Below are 15,504 nucleotides of genomic sequence, written 5' to 3' on the forward strand. Positions count from 1 at the left end.
TGGTTGATGCATGAGATCCAGGAAAGCGAGGCTTTCCCGGAACGGGTTTCTGCGTCGTATCGCTCCTGCCTATGGGGGCGCAGTTGATGGGGGTCGACTGTTTATGAAGGATATTGCGGCAGTGATTGGAAGTTTGAGCGGTCTCGACACGCAGCAGAATGCGCGCCTGGAGAACGCCTGGGCGACCATCCGTGCCGGCCTGCGCCGCGACATTGGTGCGCGCATGTTCGACCAATGGCTGAAGGCGGCGCAACTGGGCGATTATTGCCCGGAATCCCAGACGCTGGACCTGCTGTTCGCGTCGGACTTCAGCGCCAATTTCGTGTCGGGCCAGTTCGGCGACCGTTTGCGCATGGCATGGCGTTGCGCTGGCGCCGGCGTGCGCGAGGTGCGCCTGCGACGCGCACCCAATGCCGTTGGTCCCCGCGTTCTGGAACTGCCGCAGGCGGATGCCGACGCGATCGCGGAAGACGGATCGGCCTATGATCAGGCGCCCGCATCGAATTTCCAGCCGCGCCACCGTTTCGACCAGTTCGTGACCGGCGAGACCAACCATCTCGCCTTTTCGGCGGCGCAGGCCATGGCGGCCAAAAGCCGGCCGCGTTTCAGCCCGCTTTTCATCCATGGCGGGACCGGACAGGGCAAGACCCATCTGCTGCACGCCATTGCCCAGGCCTTTTCGGCGCATTCGCCCTCGGCGCCCGTTCTCTACATGTCGGCCGAGCGGTTCATGATGGAATTCGTCAACGCCATGCGGGCGAACGAAACCATGATGTTCAAGGCGCGGCTGCGGGCGGCGCAACTGCTGTTGATCGACGACGTCCAGTTCATCGCCGGCAAGGGTTCGACGCAGGAAGAGTTTCTGCACACGATCAACGACCTGATCGATTCGGGCGCCCGGATCGTCGTCACCGCTGACCGCGCGCCGCAGATGCTGGACGCGATCGATGCGCGCATCCTTTCGCGCCTGGCCGGCGGCCTGGTCGCCGATATACGCCCCGCCGGCCTTGATCTGCGGCTCGCGATCCTGGAGGCCAAGCGGGCGATTGCGGGCGATCCGCCGGTGCCGGACGCGGTGGTCGATTTCCTCGCGCGTTCGATCCGTTCCAATGTGCGCGAGCTGGAAGGCGCGTTCAACAAGCTGATCGCCTATGGCCAGCTGACCGGGCGGTCCATCGACCTGGAGTTCGCACAGGCGATGCTGGCGGACGCGGTGCGCGCCAATGCCCGTCGCATCACCGTCGATGAGATCCAGAAGGCCTGCGCCGCGCATTACCGGATCGACCCGGCGGAAATGCGCTCCAAGCGCCGCGCGCGGGCGGTCGCCCGGCCGCGCCAGGTGGCGATGTATCTGGCCAAGAAGATGACGCCGCGTTCCCTGCCTGAAATCGGCCGCATCTTCGGCGGTCGCGATCATAGCACGGTGATCCATGCCGTGCGCACGATCGAGGAACTGCGCCAGAGCAATCCGGATATCGACGCCGATATTCGCGCCTTGCAGCGCCAGTTGGAAGGCTGACAGGCGAGGAGCTTTGGATTAGGCTTTCGCCATGATCCGACAACTCGCCATCTTCCTTGCCGCCTTCTTCTGCCTAGCCCCTGCCCTGGCCCAGGACGCGCCCGCGGCGCCGCTGGCCGATGTGCGGGTGGCGCTCGATACCAGTGCCGGCCGCATACTGATCGCGGTGCATGTCGCAAGAGCGCCGGTGACGGCGGCCAATTTCCTGCATTATGTCGACCAGAAGCGGCTGGACGGCACCAGCTTCTACCGAAGCGTCGGCTCGGCCGATTATGGCTTCGTGCAAGGCGGGGCGCAAAATGATCCCAGGCGCCTGTTGCCGCCGATCAAGCATGAGCCCACCAGCCAGACGGGCCTCACCCATGACGATGGCGCTCTCTCCATGGCCCGCTACGCCCCTGGCAGCGCGACGGGGGATTTCTTCATCGTTCTGGGCAAGATGCCGGGGATGGACGCCCATCCGGAAGCGGCGGGCGACAATCAGGGCTTCGCCGTATTCGCCCATGTGGTCGAAGGAATGGATGTGGTGAAGGCGATCCTCGCTGCCCCCAAGTCGCCGACAGCGGGCGAGGGCGTGATGAAAGGGCAGATGCTGGAGCAGCCGGTGAAGATCCTGACGGCGCGGCGCATTCCCTGATGCTTGCAAGCCCATAAGCCTGAGGGTTCGGACGGAGCGCCACTTTCAGTCTTCCTCCGGCGCAAAGCTTGATGGCCTCCTTGGAAGGGAAATCATGGATCGCTCGAGGCCAGACCGCCCAAGCCCAAAAAAGAAAGCCCGGCGATCCTCGACCGCCGGGCAAAGGGCATGGCTGGGAGCCGCCCGAAGTGATTTTCGATCAGAATGGCAAACCGCTCATCCCTTCTTTTCGGGCGGCAGCGTGATCTTCACATTCTCGCCATTCTGGCCGGGGAAGCCCGTGAACATCGCGTCGATCAGGTTCGGCACCAGATAGGTCAGCTTGTTCGACAGCGACTGGGCCTGCGCCCTGCCCTCGAACAGGCGGCGATTGTCGGCGGCGCGGTCGATCTTCATGCTGAGGTCGCCGGTATAGACGGTGTAGCTGGACACGTCATTATAGCCGCCCGGGCCGAACAGCCACGGATCATAAAAGCCATAGCCCCAGGGACGGCCCCAGCGGCCCCTCCAGCCCCAGCCGCCGTAGAAGAACGGGTCGGGGTTGCCAAAGCCGGTCGAGCGCACCTTTTCGCGCCCATTGTCGACGCCATAGGCCACCCGCACGATCAGGTCGGCCCGCGCCGGGTCGCCGGCGGCGACATAGCCGGTCTGGGTCAACCGCTGACCGACGAGGTCGGCATAATGCGAAAATTCGAGGCCGCCTGCCAGGCGCGGATCGTCGGCGACGATCGTGAAGCTCTGGCCGGCAGGTGCCGGAAGCTGCTGAAAGCGGGCGACGTCAGCCTTGAACGATGTCGCGCAGCCGGACAGCGCCACAAGCGCCAGGGCGGGCGCCGCGAGGAGGCCGATCTTTTTGAAACGGGTCATTTTTCTTGCGTCCTGTATCAGGCACTACGCCTGCCAAACATCTTGCGTCCTGCCATAGCAAAACGCAACTGAACATCGTTTGAACGCACGTAACGGGCAAACGGGCGCAAACCATGTCCTGCCATCCCTACGACGGCGCGGCATGGATTATTCCGTCACGAACCGGAAGGGGCCGCCATTTTGACGGCCCCTGTGGCATCAGCGCATCAGCCCCATCGCGTCATAGGCCGCCCGCAATGTGGGGTCGGCAGCCGCCGCGGCTCTGGCCGCACCCTTTTCAAGGATGGCGTCCAGCGCGGCGTCATCGGTCCGCAATTCCAGGAACCGGGTGCGGATGGGACGGAGCGTTTCCACCAGCAGTTCGCCCAGGGCCGGCTTGAACGCGCCAAAGCCCCTGCCAGCGAATTCGGCGCAGACCGCGTCCACATTCGTTCCTGACAGGGTCGCATAGATGCCGAGCAGATTGTTCGCTTCGGGACGCCCGGCCAGCCCGCCGGCATTGTCCGGCAGTGGTTCGGGATCGGTCTTGGCCTTCCTAACCTTCTGCATGATCGCATCATCATCGTCGGTCAGGTTGATGCGGCTCATGTCGGAGGGATCGGACTTCGACATCTTCGCGGTGCCGTCGCGCAGCGACATGATGCGCGCTGATTCCCTGGGAATGATCGGATCGGGCAGGGTGAAAAGCTCCACGCCGAAATCGGTGTTGAACTTCGTGGCGATGTCGCGCGCCAGTTCCAGATGCTGCTTCTGGTCCTCGCCCACCGGCACATGGGTGGCGTTGTAGACGAGTATGTCCGCCGCCTGGAGCACCGGATAGACGAACAGGCCGATCGAGGCGCCCTCGCGGTCCTTGCCCACCTTGTCCTTGAACTGGGTCATGCGGTTGAGCCAGCCGATCCGCGCCGTGCCGTTCAGCAGCCAGCACAGTTCCGCATGGGCGGGCACCCGCGCCTGGTTGAAGAGCACGGAGCGGTCGGGGTCGATCCCGGCTGCGACCAGCGCCGCGGCCATGTCGCGGACGTTGCGGATGCGCTGTTCGCGCCCCTCATGCACGGTGATCGAATGCATGTCGGCCAGAAAGAAGAAGCACTGGCTGCCCGCATCCATCTCGTCCTGCATCCGCACCCAGTTGCGGATCGCGCCCAGATAATTGCCCAGGTGCAGATTGCCGGTCGGCTGGATGCCGGAAAGGACGCGCATTCTTCTATCCGTTCTCTGTCTTGGTTGCACTTTTGCGCCGCATCAGCGCCTTCAGGTCCGAGAGCCGATAGGCGCCCGTCAGGAAGCAGGCCACCCCGTACAGCGCGATTCCCACGCCGACAAGCACCGCCAGCGCCACATAGCGCTGGACCATGACCCCGCCGAGCCATGGATCGAGCAGTCCCTCGCCCGCATAGAGCGCCCCGCCCATGGCCACCGCCGCTATCGCGAGGCGGGGCAGGCGCCGCCGCAACTGACCGTCGGCGGCGAAATGGCCGCGCTTCACAAGTGTAGAATAGAGCATGGCGACATTGACGGTGGAGGAGAGCGCCGTCGCCAGCGGTGGCCCGACATGACCCAGAAGCGGGATCAGGAGGATATTGCCGACGATGTTGATGAGGATCGACAGCATCGCATAGCGGACCGGCGTCTTCGTGTCGCCGCGGGCATAATAGCCGGGCGTCAGGACCTTCACGAGAACATAGGAGGGCAGGCCGAGGGAGAAGGCGGACAGAGCCCAGCCGCAGCGCTGCGCATCCAGCGCGGTGAAGCGGCCATATTGGAAGAGCCCCCGCACGATCGGTTCCGCCACGGTGATGAAGGCGACGGTCGCTGGCAGGGTCAGGAACAGCGCGAGTTCGATGCCGCGATTCTGCGTGTCCATCGCCACCTGCTCCTGCCCCGTCGACAGCAGGCGGGATATGGTCGGCAGCAATATGGTGCCAAGGCCGATGCCGATCAGTCCCAGTGGCAACTGGTTCAGCCGGTCGGCATAATAGATGTAGGTGATCGAGCCCGAGGCGAGCAGCCAGCCCGACAGCGCCGTGGAGATCAGCAGGTTGATCTGGGACGCTCCCGCCCCCGCCGCCGCCGGCACGATCAACCGGAGCAATTCCTTTACGTCGGCGTCCAGACGCGGCCGTTTCAGCCGCATCGACACGCCCGCCCGGCGGCAGGCCAGGATCAGCCACAGCAATTGCAGCGCTCCGCCCACGGTGACGGAGATTGCCTGCACCCTGGCGGTTTCATATTCGTCGGCGCCATGGAACAGCCACAGTCCCGCGATCATGGCGAGGTTGAGCAGGATCGGCGCGGCGGCATTGACCCAGAATTTGTCGAGCGAATTCAGGATGCCGCCCAGCAGCGAGGCCAGGCTGATCAGCGCGAGATAGGGCAGGGTGATCCGCGACAGCATGACCGCGAAGGCGAATTGTTCCGGCGTCGGATTCTGGCGGGAAAAGCCGCCGGAGAGCGCCCAGGTGATCGGCCATGCCGCCGCGATCAGCAGGGCGGTGAAGGCGACCAGCACCGGCAGCAGCACGGCCAGCGCGCGCTCCGCGAACAGATAGCCGTCCGCAACGCCGCCCGGCCCAGCCGCCTTGCGGTTGAACATCGGGATGAAGGCCGCGGAAAAGGCACCCTCGGCAAAGAGGGCGCGGAACATGTTGGGCAGGCGGAAGGCCACGCCGTTGAAGGCGTCCGACGCGAATCCGGCGCCGACATAGCGCGCCGCCAGGGAATCGCGGACCAGGGCGAGCACCCGGCTGGCGAGCGTCAGACCGCCGACCGAACCGAGTGCCTTGGCGAGTTTCATACGGCCAACCTTGGATAGGGCTGGGCGAAACCCCGTGCCGAGCGGAGCGAAGCGGCTTCGGAAGGCTCAGCCATTCCCTTCGACACGCTCGGGGCGAACGGGGTGGGAGCCATGGCTGCGCTCAGGCGTGGCCGGCCGGTTCGCCTGTGGTCTGGGCCATGGCTTGCGCCTGCTGGACATAGAGGCCGCCGAAATCAATGGGTTCGAGCAGCAGCGGCGGGAAGCCGCCATCGCGGATGGCGTCAGCCAGCACGCGGCGGGCGAAGGGGAAGAGGAGGCGCGGCGCTTCGGCCAGCATGAAGGGCTGCATCTGGTCCTCTGGCACATTGCGCATGCCGAAGATCGCGGCGTAGACCAGCTCCACGGCGAAGGCAGTGCCCTGCGGCGCGATGGCCTTGACCTCGATCTTCAGGGAAATCTCGACGACTTCCTCGCCCACCTTGTCGGCGCCGATGTTGAACTGCACGTCGATCTGCGGCTGGTCCTGCCACTGGTAGACGGCCGGCGCGTTCGGGTTTTCGAAGGACATGTCCTTCACATATTGGCTGATCAGCGCGATCTGCGGGCCGTTGTCGGCGCCATTGCCGGTTGTCTGAATGGTATCGGCTTCCTCGGCCATCTCTTTTCCCTGGTTTTAAGGTTTGCCTGGCAGGCAGAATGCCCGCGCATGTCGATCCGCGCGCTTAGCAGGGGCGGCAGGAGGGAGCAATGCGGCACTTGAAAAGCGGCCATTTGAATATGCAGGGAAACATGCCTATGTTGGTCGCGTTACAGTTTCAGATTCAACCCAAAGGGTGCTTTACCCCGTGTATGTGATCGTCATCCTCGCCATGATCGCCGGTTTCCTGGCGCTGCGGCTATATTCCGTGCTGGGCAAGCGCACCGGGCATGAGCAGGAGCCTGCCCTTCGTCCGGCGGAGGAACGTGCCAAGGTAACGATCGTGCAGCCTCGCCCCGTTCCGGAAATGGCGGGCGATTCGGTCCGTCTGTCCGATGGGCTGATCGCCCCCGGCGGCGAAGTGGGCGTGCGCGCGTTGATCGCGGCGGACCGCAGCTTCGACGTTCCGCAGTTCGTGGAAGGTGCGAAGGCGGCCTATAAGATGGTCCTTGAAGCCTTTTGGCGCGGCGACCGCCAGGAACTGGAGTGGCTTTGCGACGCCGACGTGCTCGCCTCCTTCGAGGAAGCGATCGCGGCGCGGGAGGCGGAAGGCCATGTCCTCGACAACCGCCTGGTCCGCATAGAAAAGGTTCAGATCATCGAAGCGGGCGTCACCGGCCGGATGGCTGAGATATCGCTGCGTTTCGAGGCGGACATCGCCGCTGTCACACGTGACCGGGACGGCAATGTCGTTGCCGGTTCGCTGACCGACGCGGTCGGCACGAACGACATCTGGACATTTACCCGCGACCTGCGCAGCACCGATCCCAACTGGAAGCTCAGCGAGACCGACGAGGCGGCATGAGCCTGCGGCAGTCGGGAGGCACGCTGGTCGCGGCGTTGCTGCTCTCTGCCTGCGCGGGCGGTGTGATACCTCCTGGAGCGGGTGGCCCGGCGCCGACGCGACCCCCTCGCGAGGGCGGAGAGACAGCGACCCGTCCCATTCCCGCTACCCCCCGTCCGCCCGTGCCGGTTGCGCCGCCTGTGACGGCACCAGTCGACACCGCCAACGCCCTCGGCGCAGGGATCACGCCCAGCCCGTCCATCATCGACCTCATTCCGTCGGGGGAGCGTTCGCGCAAGGCTTTGCAGGCTTTCCGCTTGTCCTGCCCTTCGCTGATGCGGCGGAGCGACCAGAGCGGACTGACGCGCGGCGCGGACTGGAACAGTGCCTGCGCCGCCGCTGCAAGTTGGCCGGAGGTGTCGGCCAGCGAATTTTTCGTCCGCTATTTCGAAGCGGTGCAGGTGGGCGACGGAAAGGCATTCGTTACCGGCTATTATGAGCCGGAAATCGCAGGGTCGCGGACGCAGCAGCCCGGTTACGATGTGCCGATCTACCGCCGTCCGTCCAATCTGATCGACGTCAATCTTGGCCTGTTCAGCGACAGCCTGAAGGGCAAGACCATTCGCGGCAAGGTGGACGGCAGCAATCTGGTGCCGTTCGACGAACGATCGCAGATCGTGGGCGGGTCGCTGGCGGGCAAGGGCCTGGAACTCGCCTGGGCGGCCGATCCGGTGGAATTCTTCTTCCTGCAGGTGCAGGGCAGCGGACGCCTGTTGCTGCCCGGCGGCGGCGTCATGCGGATCGGCTATGACGGCCAGAATGGCCGCGACTATACCGGCATCGGCAAGCTGATGAAGGATCGCGGCCTCATCCAGGCCGGATCGATGCAGGACATCATGCAATATCTGCGCGCCCATCCCGATGAGGGCGCCGCGATCATGAACGAGAACAAGAGCTTCGTCTTCTTCCGCGAACTGACCGGGCCCGGCCCGCTGGGGGCGATGGGCGTCGCCGTCACGCCAGAGGCCACGGTGGCGGCCGATCCCAGCTATGTCCCGCTGGGCGCGCCGCTGCTGCTTTCGCTCGACCGGGCCGAACCCAATGGCATATGGATCGCCCAGGATACCGGCGGGGCGATCAAGGGCGCCAACCGCTTCGACAGCTTCTGGGGCGCGGGCAGCAACGCGCGCAGCATAGCGGGCGGCATGTCGGCGCGGGGCAGCGCGCTCATCCTGCTGCCGATCGGATCGGCGGCGCGGCTGGCCCAGCAGCGCTGACCGCATGCGGCCATGCCCCGACGGAGTCTCTCTTCCGATGAACAGGCGCTCTGGACGGCGCTGACCCGCTCGGTCAGGCCGCTGCGGCCGGGTGCGCGGCCGCTCTCCCTCCCCACGCTTCCCGTCCCCGAACAGGACAGGACAGGGTTAACGGCTCCCTCCGTTCAGAGGGTGGCGCCGGCGCCGGGCCGTACCCCGGCGGCCATTTTGGATTCGGGCTGGGAGCGCAGAATCCGTAACGGAAACCTGGCGCCGGACATGACCATCGACCTGCACGGGCACACACTGTCGGCGGCCCATGCTAGGCTTAACCAGGCACTGGCCGCGGCCTGGGCGCGGGACGTCCGCATCATGCTGGTCGTTACCGGCAAACCGCCAAAAAGCCCGTCGACGGGCGGTGGGTCGCGGCGCGGCGCCATTCGGGGCGAGATCGGCCACTGGCTGGAAACCAGCAGCTATGCCGACCGTATCGCCAGCGTGCGGATCGCACATCAGCGCCATGGCGGCGAAGGCGCACTCTATGTCATAATGCGACGCAAAAAATAAGCATTTCCGAGGGGTCCACTGACCTTTTCTTAACCACTGCCCTTCATATCCCGCTGATCCAGTCCGCGACGGGCTGGCAGGGCAGGGAGGCACATGCAGGGCGTGACATTGACGAGCCGCGCCACTGCCTTCGCCTGCGCCGCGGGGGCGCTGGTGTTCATCCTGTCGCTGGTCCTGGGCCAGGGGCAGGCGACCGACATTGGCGGCATTGGCCGCTCCCTCATCATCGCGATCCTGTGCGGTACGCTGAGCTGGGCTTCCGCGCGCCGGACCGTGGCGACGACCGCGAGCGCGATCGATGGTGCGACGGAGCGCCTGCTGGCCGCGGCGCATGGCGACTTGCAATCGGACGTGCCGCGCGAGATCGGCCTGGAGCTGCCTGACCTGTCGGTGGCGATGGAAAGCCTGTTCAGCCAGGTCCGCACCAACCTGGACCATGTGCAGGCGCTGGCCCTGTTCGATCAGGTGACCGGCCTTGCCAACCGCGCCAGCTTTTGCCGGCAGGTCGAACGCCTGCTGGCCGAGCGCAGCGAAGAAGGGCTGGCGGCACTGTTCTTCATCGATCTGGACGGGTTCAAGGGGGTCAACGACACGCTGGGCCATGCGGCGGGCGACCAGTTGCTGGCGCGTGTCGCGGGGCGCCTGCGCGAAGTCGCCATGGCGCAGGCGAGCGCGGGTGCGGGCGATTGCCTGATAGGCCGCCTGGCAGGCGACGAATTCACGCTGTTCGTGCCCAGCCTGGCCGACCTGGACAGTGCCGGGCGCATCGCCCGCGCCATCCAGTTCGCGCTGCGGGAACGCTTTGACCTCGGCAGCCAGCATGTCGACCTTGGCGCCTCGATCGGCGTCGCCTGCTATCCCGAGCATGGCGACACCCTGTCGGCGCTGCTGCGATCGGCCGACATCGCCATGTATCATGCCAAGCGTCAGGGCCGTAACCGAGCGGAGATGTTCACCGCCGAACTGGCGCTTGAAGCGGCCGACCGCGCCGAACTGGAACGCGACCTTTTGCTGGGGTTGCAGCGGGAGGAGTTCCTCCTCGAATTCCAGCCGCAGATCGAGATCGGCAGTGGTCGGGCAATCGGGGCCGAAGCGCTGGTCCGCTGGGCGCATCCGGAACGCGATCTGGTGATGCCCGGCTCTTTCGTGCCCGTGGCGGAGGAAAGCGGCGCCATTGTGGCGCTGGGCGACTGGGTCATGGGACGAGTGTGCGAGACGGCGGCGCGTTGGGCGCGGGCCGGGGTGAGGCAGCGGATCGCCATCAACATCTCTTCCCGCGAGCTGAGCCAGGCCGATTTCTTCATGCGCCTGCGCCATGCCATCGACGCGCATCAGGCGCCGGCGGTCATGCTGGAGCTGGAGATCACCGAATCGCTTGCGATGGAGATGAAGGCGCGGACGCTGGACCAGATCGGCGCCCTGCGGCGGGAGGGCGTGCGCATCGCCATCGACGATTTCGGAACCGGCTATTCCAACCTGTCGCGCTTGCGGGACTTGCCCGTGGACCGGGTGAAGATCGACCGCTCGCTGGTCCGCGACATCGCCGTTTCGGCCGAAGCGCGCACGATCTGCAGTGCGGTCGTCGGGCTGATCCAGGGATTGGGCATGGAGGTGGTTGTCGAGGGCGTGGAGACCGAGGCGCAGATGGAAATGCTGCGCGTGATCGGCTGCACGCTGTTCCAGGGCTACCATCTGGCGCGGCCGATGAGGGAGGAGGATTATCTCGCCCGTTTCGCCATAGCTTCGCCGGTGGCCAGGGCAATTTCAAGCTGACCCTCAAGGGCTCATGACTGGGCGGGCGTCCCGGTCGCCAGCGCGCGCATGGTGACCAGCCGGTAAATCTCCGTCAGGTCGCGCAGATCCGCCAGAGCCACCGCTTCGTCCAGCTTGTGCATGGTTGCGTTGTTGAGGCCGAATTCGACCACGGGGCACAGGCGCGAGAGGAAGCGGGCGTCGGACGTGCCGCCGGTAGTCGACAGTTCCGCCACCACCCCGGTCACGTCGCGGATCGCGCCAGCAACCATGTCGGACAGCATGCCGGGTTCGGTCAGGAAGGGTTCGCCGCTGATCTTCGCGTCCACCCTGCCGCCTTCGGCCGCGGCGATGGCGGTGATGCGGTCGACCAGTTCCGCGCCGCCATGTTCGTTGTTGAAGCGGACGGAGATGCGGGCCTGCGCGGCGGCGGGGATGACATTGGTGGTCGGGTTGCCGACATTCAGGTCGGTGATCTCTATATTGCTCGCCTGGAACCAGTCATTGCCCTCGTCCAGCACCAGAGCGTCGATGGCGGACAGGATGCGGATCAGGCGGGGGATCGGATTGTCGGCCAGATGCGGATAGGCGACATGGCCCTGCACGCCGTCGACATGGATCCACATGTTGACTGATCCGCGCCGGCCGATCTTGATGACGTCGCCCAGTCGCCGGGAGGAGGTGGGCTCGCCCACCAGGCACAGGTCGGGGCGCAGCCCATGGGCGGCCATCCGGTCCATCAGGGCCAGAGTGCCATGGACAGCCGCGCCTTCCTCATCGCCCGTGATGATCAGGCTGATCGTGCCGGGCAGGTCTTCGGGCAGGTCATGCAGAGCGGCGACATAGGCGGCGATCGCACCCTTCATGTCGACGGCGCCGCGCCCGTAAAGCAGGTCGCCCCGTATCTCTGGCGTGAACGGATCGCTCGCCCAGCCATTGCCCGGCGGAACCACGTCCAGATGCCCGGCAAAGGCAAAATGCCTGCCCGGCCCGGTTGTCCGCCACGCCAGCAGATTTTCTACCGGTCCGTCCGGTGCCTCTCCCGCCAGGAAGCGGTCGATGGTGAAGCCCAGGGGTTTCAGCATCGCCTCCAGCACCGCGAACACATCCCCCGTGGCGGGCGTCACGGACGGACAGGCGATCAGTTGTTCGGCTATGTCGATGGATCTGGCATCGGCGCTGGTCTTGCTCATGGGGTTGCGTTAGAGCATTTTGAAGCTGTCTGGAACAGACAGCGGCTCGCAAAATGCGTTAGAGACCAGCGCGCATTTTGAAGCTGTCTGGAACAGACAGTGGCTCGCAAAATGCGTTGAAGGCCGACGCGCATTTGAAGCTGTCTGGAATGGGTGCGAGGCGCGCATGCATAGGATGCAAGCGGCGCTGCCGGCAGGAGGATATGTCATGCCCAAGATTGACCTGGCGGCCGTCGAAGAGACCAATCGAACGGGCTATCCGCCGGTTTATGCCGGTGCGGTCGCCGGGCGGTGGGTGCGCAAGCTGGGCCCCGTGACCGGCCTGTCCGATTTCGGCATCAGCCATGTGGTTCTGAAGCCCGGTGCGGCATCATCCCAGCGGCACTGGCATGAGGATGAGGACGAGTTCGTCGTCATGCTGAGCGGGCAAGCGGTGCTGGTCGAGGAGGGAAGCCGCACGCCGCTGCACGTCGGCGATATGGCATCGTTCCCGAAGGGCGAGCCCAATGGTCATCAGCTGGTGAACGAAAGCAGCGAGGATTGCGTGTTCCTTGCCGTTGGGCGCGTTCCACTGGGGGATGCGCATTATCCCGACATCGACATGCAGTGGGCCGGGGGCACCTATCGCCGCAAGAATGGAAGCGTCTTTTGAGGCTGGACCGCAGGGGTTTGATGGCCGTGCTGGGCGCCGCGATGGCAGCGCCCGGTGCCGTGGCCGCATCCGCCGCGGGCCCGGTGAAGCCGCCCCGGCTTCGTCCGGGAGACAGTGTCGGCCTGATCGAACCGGCAGGTTTTACCGACGACGCCTTCGACCTCGACCTGGTCAAGGAAACGATCGTCGCCATGGGGCTGGTGCCCAGGCCCGCCAGGCATCTGGTCGATCGTTACGGCTATCTGGCCGGGACGGATGCGGAGCGGGCCGCCGACGTCAATGCGATGTTCGCCGATCAGCAGGTGCGAGCGGTGTTCGCCACGCGCGGCGGATGGGGCTGCGCCCGCATCCTGCCCCATCTCGACTTCGCGACGATCCGGGCCAATCCCAAGCTGCTGGTCGGATTTTCCGACATCACGGCGCTGCATCTGGCGTTCGCGGCGCGGGCCGGTTTCGTCACGATCCACGGGCCCAATGCCGCGAGCAGTTGGCCGCGCTTTTCCTGGGATGCCTTTCGCGCCGTCGCCTTCGACGGGGCGACGCCGCTGATGGCCAGTCCAGAGGGGCATGAAGACAGGCTGGTGCAGCGCAGCGGGCGCATATTGACGTTCCGCGGAGGGAAGGCGAGCGGGCGGCTGCTGGGCGGGAACCTGACTGTGCTGTCGACGCTGATGGGAACGCCGTGGCTGCCCGATTTCGACGGCGCGATCCTGTTCATCGAGGATGTGAGCGAGCAGCCCTATCGGATCGACCGGATGCTCACCCAACTGGCGCTCGCCGGCGTGCTGGGCAAGGTGGCGGGCGTCGTGTTCGGGCAATGCACCGATTGCGGCCCGAGCGGCGCTTCCTATGGCGGATTTACCCTGGCGGAGGTGTTGCAGCAGCATCTGGCGCCCCTTGGCGTTCCGGCCTTCCAGGGCGCGCTGTTCGGCCATGTCGCCAGCCAGTTCAGTCTGCCGGTGGGCTGCCGTGCGGAGATCGATGCCGATGCGGGTACGATCCGGCTACTGGAGCCGGCAGTCCGATAATAGAAACACCATCAGGGCCGGACATAGGCGCCACGGCCGTCCGGAGGAACGAGCGACCTGTCCTTGATCTTCAGGACAAGCGTCTCGAAGCCTGGTTCGGGTACATCCTTCGTCTTTTCGGAGGTGAGGATGACGGATCCGTCCTTTTCGGCCCATCGACCCTCCGCGAACAGATCAAGCGCGCCATAGGCCAGATACCATTGGAAACGGCCGTCCGGGCGGAGCATCAGTTCCGAGCCGGTCTCCATCACGCCGTTAAGATAATAATGGCCTGCCCACCGGGACTCTTGCGCCCAGGCCGGTCCGGCAAGGAAGACCGCGAGGGGCAGGAGGGCAGTCAGGACGCGCATCCGGTGATGATATAGCAGGATGAAGCGGCCTGAAAGACTACCAGGCGCGGGGACTGTGCCCGACGCGATGGGAGACCTGCTGCTCTATCTCGTTGAGCTGGGCCTGGTTGAGGATGCCTGAAACCAGCAGCTTGCGCATCAGCTCGTCCACCAATGCTGCTAGAAAGTGGAGCTCCGCCCGTTCGGACAGAGTGTCGTTGCTGTCGACCTGCATGGCTTGCTCTCCGCGCAAAAGCCTAATTTTTAAAGGAGAAGGCGACAGGGGACAGGGCGTCGGGATGCAGCATGTCCCCCTTTGAAGGCGGTCTGGCGTTTATGGTTAAGAATACGATCGGCCGATCCTGTCATTCCCTTCCCCTGCGAACGGCAGCAGCGCCTCATAGGTCGCCAGCGGCGGCTTGCCTTCGACGCGAATTCCGCGCCGCATGAGGAAGGCGTGCCGCACGATTTCCGCCTGCTGTTCCAGGCCATAGCGGCGAAAGGGCCTGCTCGGCACAATCTCATAGTCATAGCGGCAAAAAGGGTGGCGCATCAGCGGCAGATACCATCTGCCGCCTTGTTGCGCCTGCCAGACATGGGTCATTTCATGGATGAAATGACCCTGGATGTGCAGCGGACTATCGCAGAAATCGGCGCAGAACAGGCCGCTTTCCGGATGGAACCAGAGGTTGCCGTCGGGCGCCATGGTGACTTGCCGCGGCTGAAACGGCCACCATTTGCGGTTGTGCACGCGTACGCGCCGATAGTCGATGGCGGCGGCGAAAACCGACCGGGCGAGGGCGGCTTCCGCCTCGGTCAGCGGGCGCCCGGTCAATGCGCGTCATGCTCCTTCCCTTGGGGAGCGGGGGTGGGCGCGGCGCCGCCGGGCTTCTGGATGATGGCGTCGACCAGCAGGCGGTCGCCATTGGCGAGCAGGAAGGTGAGCGTCATCTTGCCGCGGCTGATGGCCGTGTCGTTGACGCCCCAGAGCATCAGATGCTTGCCGCCCGGCGCGAAGGCGACCTTGGATTTTGCCGGGATGGGAACGCTGTCGAGCGGCTTCATCGTCATTTTTCCGCCTTCGCTCATGCTCTCATGCATCTCGACCTTCAGCGCATAGTCCGTGAGCACGCCGCGCAGCGCCGTATCCGCATCACCGCCATGGGCGACGAAATAGCCGGAGGATGGCGTGTCCTTGTTGGGGCTGAGCCGCACCCAGGCCTGGTCGACATAGGTGGGCGCGGGGTCGCCGCAGGCGGCGAGGGCCAGAGGGGCGGCAAGGGCGATCAGGGGGTAAAATGCGCGCATGGGCAATGGCTTTCTTGATGTCCCGTTTCCGGTCGTTTCCCAGAGGTAATCGTCACAGCTTCTTGTGCCAAGCAAAAGCGCGCCTATATCCCTTGCGCAAACGCCCTTGCCTTGGCGCTTTCGTGAGGTATGGGGCCGTCAACCGCTGAATATGATT

The 15,504-nt window shown here is 65.2% G+C and carries 17 protein-coding genes; 8 read left to right on the top strand and 9 right to left on the bottom strand.

What is annotated here, in order from left to right; genetic code table 11:
* Positions 1–103 precede the first annotated feature (103 nt).
* Together dnaA and MRBLMA1_RS20420 are read left to right on the top strand one after the other, a co-directional pair.
* Positions 104–1,519 carry a chromosomal replication initiator protein DnaA gene (dnaA, locus tag MRBLMA1_RS20415; protein ID WP_363739402.1) on the top strand — a complete coding sequence of 472 codons (1,416 nt, stop codon included), beginning with the start codon at positions 104–106 and terminating at the stop codon, positions 1,517–1,519.
* 31 nt (positions 1,520–1,550) lie between these two features.
* Complete coding sequence (locus MRBLMA1_RS20420) at positions 1,551–2,156, top strand: peptidylprolyl isomerase (RefSeq protein ID WP_363739404.1); 606 nt, start codon at positions 1,551–1,553, stop codon at positions 2,154–2,156.
* 216 nt (positions 2,157–2,372) lie between these two features.
* Here MRBLMA1_RS20420 and MRBLMA1_RS20425 read toward each other — a convergent pair whose 3' ends face one another.
* The 4 genes from MRBLMA1_RS20425 to secB all read right to left on the bottom strand — a co-directional run bounded on the left by MRBLMA1_RS20425 (position 2,373) and on the right by secB (position 6,439).
* Positions 2,373–3,023: a DUF4136 domain-containing protein gene (locus tag MRBLMA1_RS20425; RefSeq protein WP_363739406.1), complete on the bottom strand. Its 651-nt coding sequence runs from the start codon at positions 3,021–3,023 to the stop codon at positions 2,373–2,375.
* A 198-nt stretch (positions 3,024–3,221) separates the two neighbouring features.
* On the bottom strand, positions 3,222–4,226 hold the full coding sequence (gene trpS / locus MRBLMA1_RS20430) for a tryptophan--tRNA ligase (protein WP_363739407.1): 1,005 nt from the start codon (positions 4,224–4,226) through the stop codon (positions 3,222–3,224).
* A 4-nt stretch (positions 4,227–4,230) separates the two neighbouring features.
* Positions 4,231–5,820: a murein biosynthesis integral membrane protein MurJ gene (murJ, locus tag MRBLMA1_RS20435; RefSeq protein ID WP_363739409.1), complete on the bottom strand. Its 1,590-nt coding sequence runs from the start codon at positions 5,818–5,820 to the stop codon at positions 4,231–4,233.
* A 121-nt stretch (positions 5,821–5,941) separates the two neighbouring features.
* Complete coding sequence (gene secB, locus MRBLMA1_RS20440) at positions 5,942–6,439, bottom strand: protein-export chaperone SecB (protein WP_363739411.1); 498 nt, start codon at positions 6,437–6,439, stop codon at positions 5,942–5,944.
* A 187-nt stretch (positions 6,440–6,626) separates the two neighbouring features.
* Between secB and MRBLMA1_RS20445 the strand changes: the two genes are divergently transcribed.
* The 4 genes from MRBLMA1_RS20445 to MRBLMA1_RS20460 all read left to right on the top strand — a co-directional run bounded on the left by MRBLMA1_RS20445 (position 6,627) and on the right by MRBLMA1_RS20460 (position 10,858).
* A complete protein-coding gene (locus MRBLMA1_RS20445; protein ID WP_363739559.1) occupies positions 6,627–7,283 on the top strand; it encodes a Tim44/TimA family putative adaptor protein in 657 nt (218 codons plus the stop codon).
* A complete protein-coding gene (locus tag MRBLMA1_RS20450; protein ID WP_363739413.1) occupies positions 7,280–8,539 on the top strand; it encodes a murein transglycosylase A in 1,260 nt (419 codons plus the stop codon). Before MRBLMA1_RS20445 ends, MRBLMA1_RS20450 begins: the two co-directional genes overlap by 4 nt.
* Before the next feature lie 12 nt (positions 8,540–8,551).
* Entirely contained in the window at positions 8,552–9,085 is a 534-nt protein-coding gene (locus MRBLMA1_RS20455) for a Smr/MutS family protein (protein WP_363739415.1), read from the top strand.
* 93 nt (positions 9,086–9,178) lie between these two features.
* Positions 9,179–10,858, top strand: coding sequence for a putative bifunctional diguanylate cyclase/phosphodiesterase (locus MRBLMA1_RS20460; protein WP_363739418.1), 1,680 nt, complete (start codon positions 9,179–9,181; stop codon positions 10,856–10,858).
* An 11-nt stretch (positions 10,859–10,869) separates the two neighbouring features.
* Here the strand turns inward: MRBLMA1_RS20460 and dapE are convergent, their stop codons facing one another.
* On the bottom strand, positions 10,870–12,030 hold the full coding sequence (gene dapE, locus MRBLMA1_RS20465; protein WP_363739420.1) for a succinyl-diaminopimelate desuccinylase: 1,161 nt from the start codon (positions 12,028–12,030) through the stop codon (positions 10,870–10,872).
* Positions 12,031–12,238: 208 nt separating this feature from the next.
* Here dapE and MRBLMA1_RS20470 point away from each other — a divergent pair, with 208 nt between their 5' ends.
* Both MRBLMA1_RS20470 and MRBLMA1_RS20475 read left to right on the top strand, forming a co-directional pair.
* On the top strand, positions 12,239–12,682 hold the full coding sequence (locus tag MRBLMA1_RS20470) for a cupin domain-containing protein (RefSeq protein WP_363739422.1): 444 nt from the start codon (positions 12,239–12,241) through the stop codon (positions 12,680–12,682).
* Positions 12,683–12,702: 20 nt separating this feature from the next.
* Positions 12,703–13,710, top strand: a complete 1,008-nt coding sequence (locus MRBLMA1_RS20475) for a S66 peptidase family protein (protein ID WP_363739424.1) — start codon at positions 12,703–12,705, stop codon at positions 13,708–13,710.
* Positions 13,711–13,721: 11 nt separating this feature from the next.
* Here the strand turns inward: MRBLMA1_RS20475 and MRBLMA1_RS20480 are convergent, their stop codons facing one another.
* The 4 genes from MRBLMA1_RS20480 to MRBLMA1_RS20495 form a co-directional block, all read right to left on the bottom strand.
* Positions 13,722–14,060 carry a hypothetical protein gene (locus MRBLMA1_RS20480; RefSeq protein ID WP_133653387.1) on the bottom strand — a complete coding sequence of 113 codons (339 nt, stop codon included), beginning with the start codon at positions 14,058–14,060 and terminating at the stop codon, positions 13,722–13,724.
* A 37-nt stretch (positions 14,061–14,097) separates the two neighbouring features.
* Complete coding sequence (locus MRBLMA1_RS20485) at positions 14,098–14,274, bottom strand: hypothetical protein (protein ID WP_363739427.1); 177 nt, start codon at positions 14,272–14,274, stop codon at positions 14,098–14,100.
* Between the two features lie 105 nt (positions 14,275–14,379).
* Positions 14,380–14,874: a vgr related protein gene (locus MRBLMA1_RS20490; RefSeq protein WP_363739429.1), complete on the bottom strand. Its 495-nt coding sequence runs from the start codon at positions 14,872–14,874 to the stop codon at positions 14,380–14,382.
* Positions 14,871–15,347 carry a copper chaperone PCu(A)C gene (locus tag MRBLMA1_RS20495; protein WP_363739431.1) on the bottom strand — a complete coding sequence of 159 codons (477 nt, stop codon included), beginning with the start codon at positions 15,345–15,347 and terminating at the stop codon, positions 14,871–14,873. The genes MRBLMA1_RS20490 and MRBLMA1_RS20495 overlap by 4 nt, the downstream gene beginning before the upstream one ends.
* Positions 15,348–15,504: the final 157 nt, after the last annotated feature.

The sequence above is a fragment of the Sphingobium sp. LMA1-1-1.1 genome, assembly GCF_040676365.1.
Lineage (GTDB): Bacteria > Pseudomonadota > Alphaproteobacteria > Sphingomonadales > Sphingomonadaceae > Sphingobium.

Excerpts from the sequence above, each read along its gene's own strand:
- dnaA (WP_363739402.1), top strand. The coding sequence starts at position 104 with ATGAAGGATATTGCGGCAGTGATTGGAAGTTTGAGCGGTCTCGACACG.
- MRBLMA1_RS20420 (WP_363739404.1), top strand. The coding sequence starts at position 1,551 with ATGATCCGACAACTCGCCATCTTCCTTGCCGCCTTCTTCTGCCTAGCC.
- MRBLMA1_RS20425 (WP_363739406.1), bottom strand. The coding sequence starts at position 3,023 with ATGACCCGTTTCAAAAAGATCGGCCTCCTCGCGGCGCCCGCCCTGGCG.
- trpS (WP_363739407.1), bottom strand. The coding sequence starts at position 4,226 with ATGCGCGTCCTTTCCGGCATCCAGCCGACCGGCAATCTGCACCTGGGC.
- murJ (WP_363739409.1), bottom strand. The coding sequence starts at position 5,820 with ATGAAACTCGCCAAGGCACTCGGTTCGGTCGGCGGTCTGACGCTCGCC.
- secB (WP_363739411.1), bottom strand. The coding sequence starts at position 6,439 with ATGGCCGAGGAAGCCGATACCATTCAGACAACCGGCAATGGCGCCGAC.
- MRBLMA1_RS20450 (WP_363739413.1), top strand. The coding sequence starts at position 7,280 with ATGAGCCTGCGGCAGTCGGGAGGCACGCTGGTCGCGGCGTTGCTGCTC.
- MRBLMA1_RS20455 (WP_363739415.1), top strand. The coding sequence starts at position 8,552 with ATGCCCCGACGGAGTCTCTCTTCCGATGAACAGGCGCTCTGGACGGCG.
- MRBLMA1_RS20460 (WP_363739418.1), top strand. The coding sequence starts at position 9,179 with ATGCAGGGCGTGACATTGACGAGCCGCGCCACTGCCTTCGCCTGCGCC.
- dapE (WP_363739420.1), bottom strand. The coding sequence starts at position 12,030 with ATGAGCAAGACCAGCGCCGATGCCAGATCCATCGACATAGCCGAACAA.
- MRBLMA1_RS20470 (WP_363739422.1), top strand. The coding sequence starts at position 12,239 with ATGCCCAAGATTGACCTGGCGGCCGTCGAAGAGACCAATCGAACGGGC.
- MRBLMA1_RS20475 (WP_363739424.1), top strand. The coding sequence starts at position 12,703 with ATGGCCGTGCTGGGCGCCGCGATGGCAGCGCCCGGTGCCGTGGCCGCA.
- MRBLMA1_RS20480 (WP_133653387.1), bottom strand. The coding sequence starts at position 14,060 with ATGCGCGTCCTGACTGCCCTCCTGCCCCTCGCGGTCTTCCTTGCCGGA.
- MRBLMA1_RS20485 (WP_363739427.1), bottom strand. The coding sequence starts at position 14,274 with ATGCAGGTCGACAGCAACGACACTCTGTCCGAACGGGCGGAGCTCCAC.
- MRBLMA1_RS20495 (WP_363739431.1), bottom strand. The coding sequence starts at position 15,347 with ATGCGCGCATTTTACCCCCTGATCGCCCTTGCCGCCCCTCTGGCCCTC.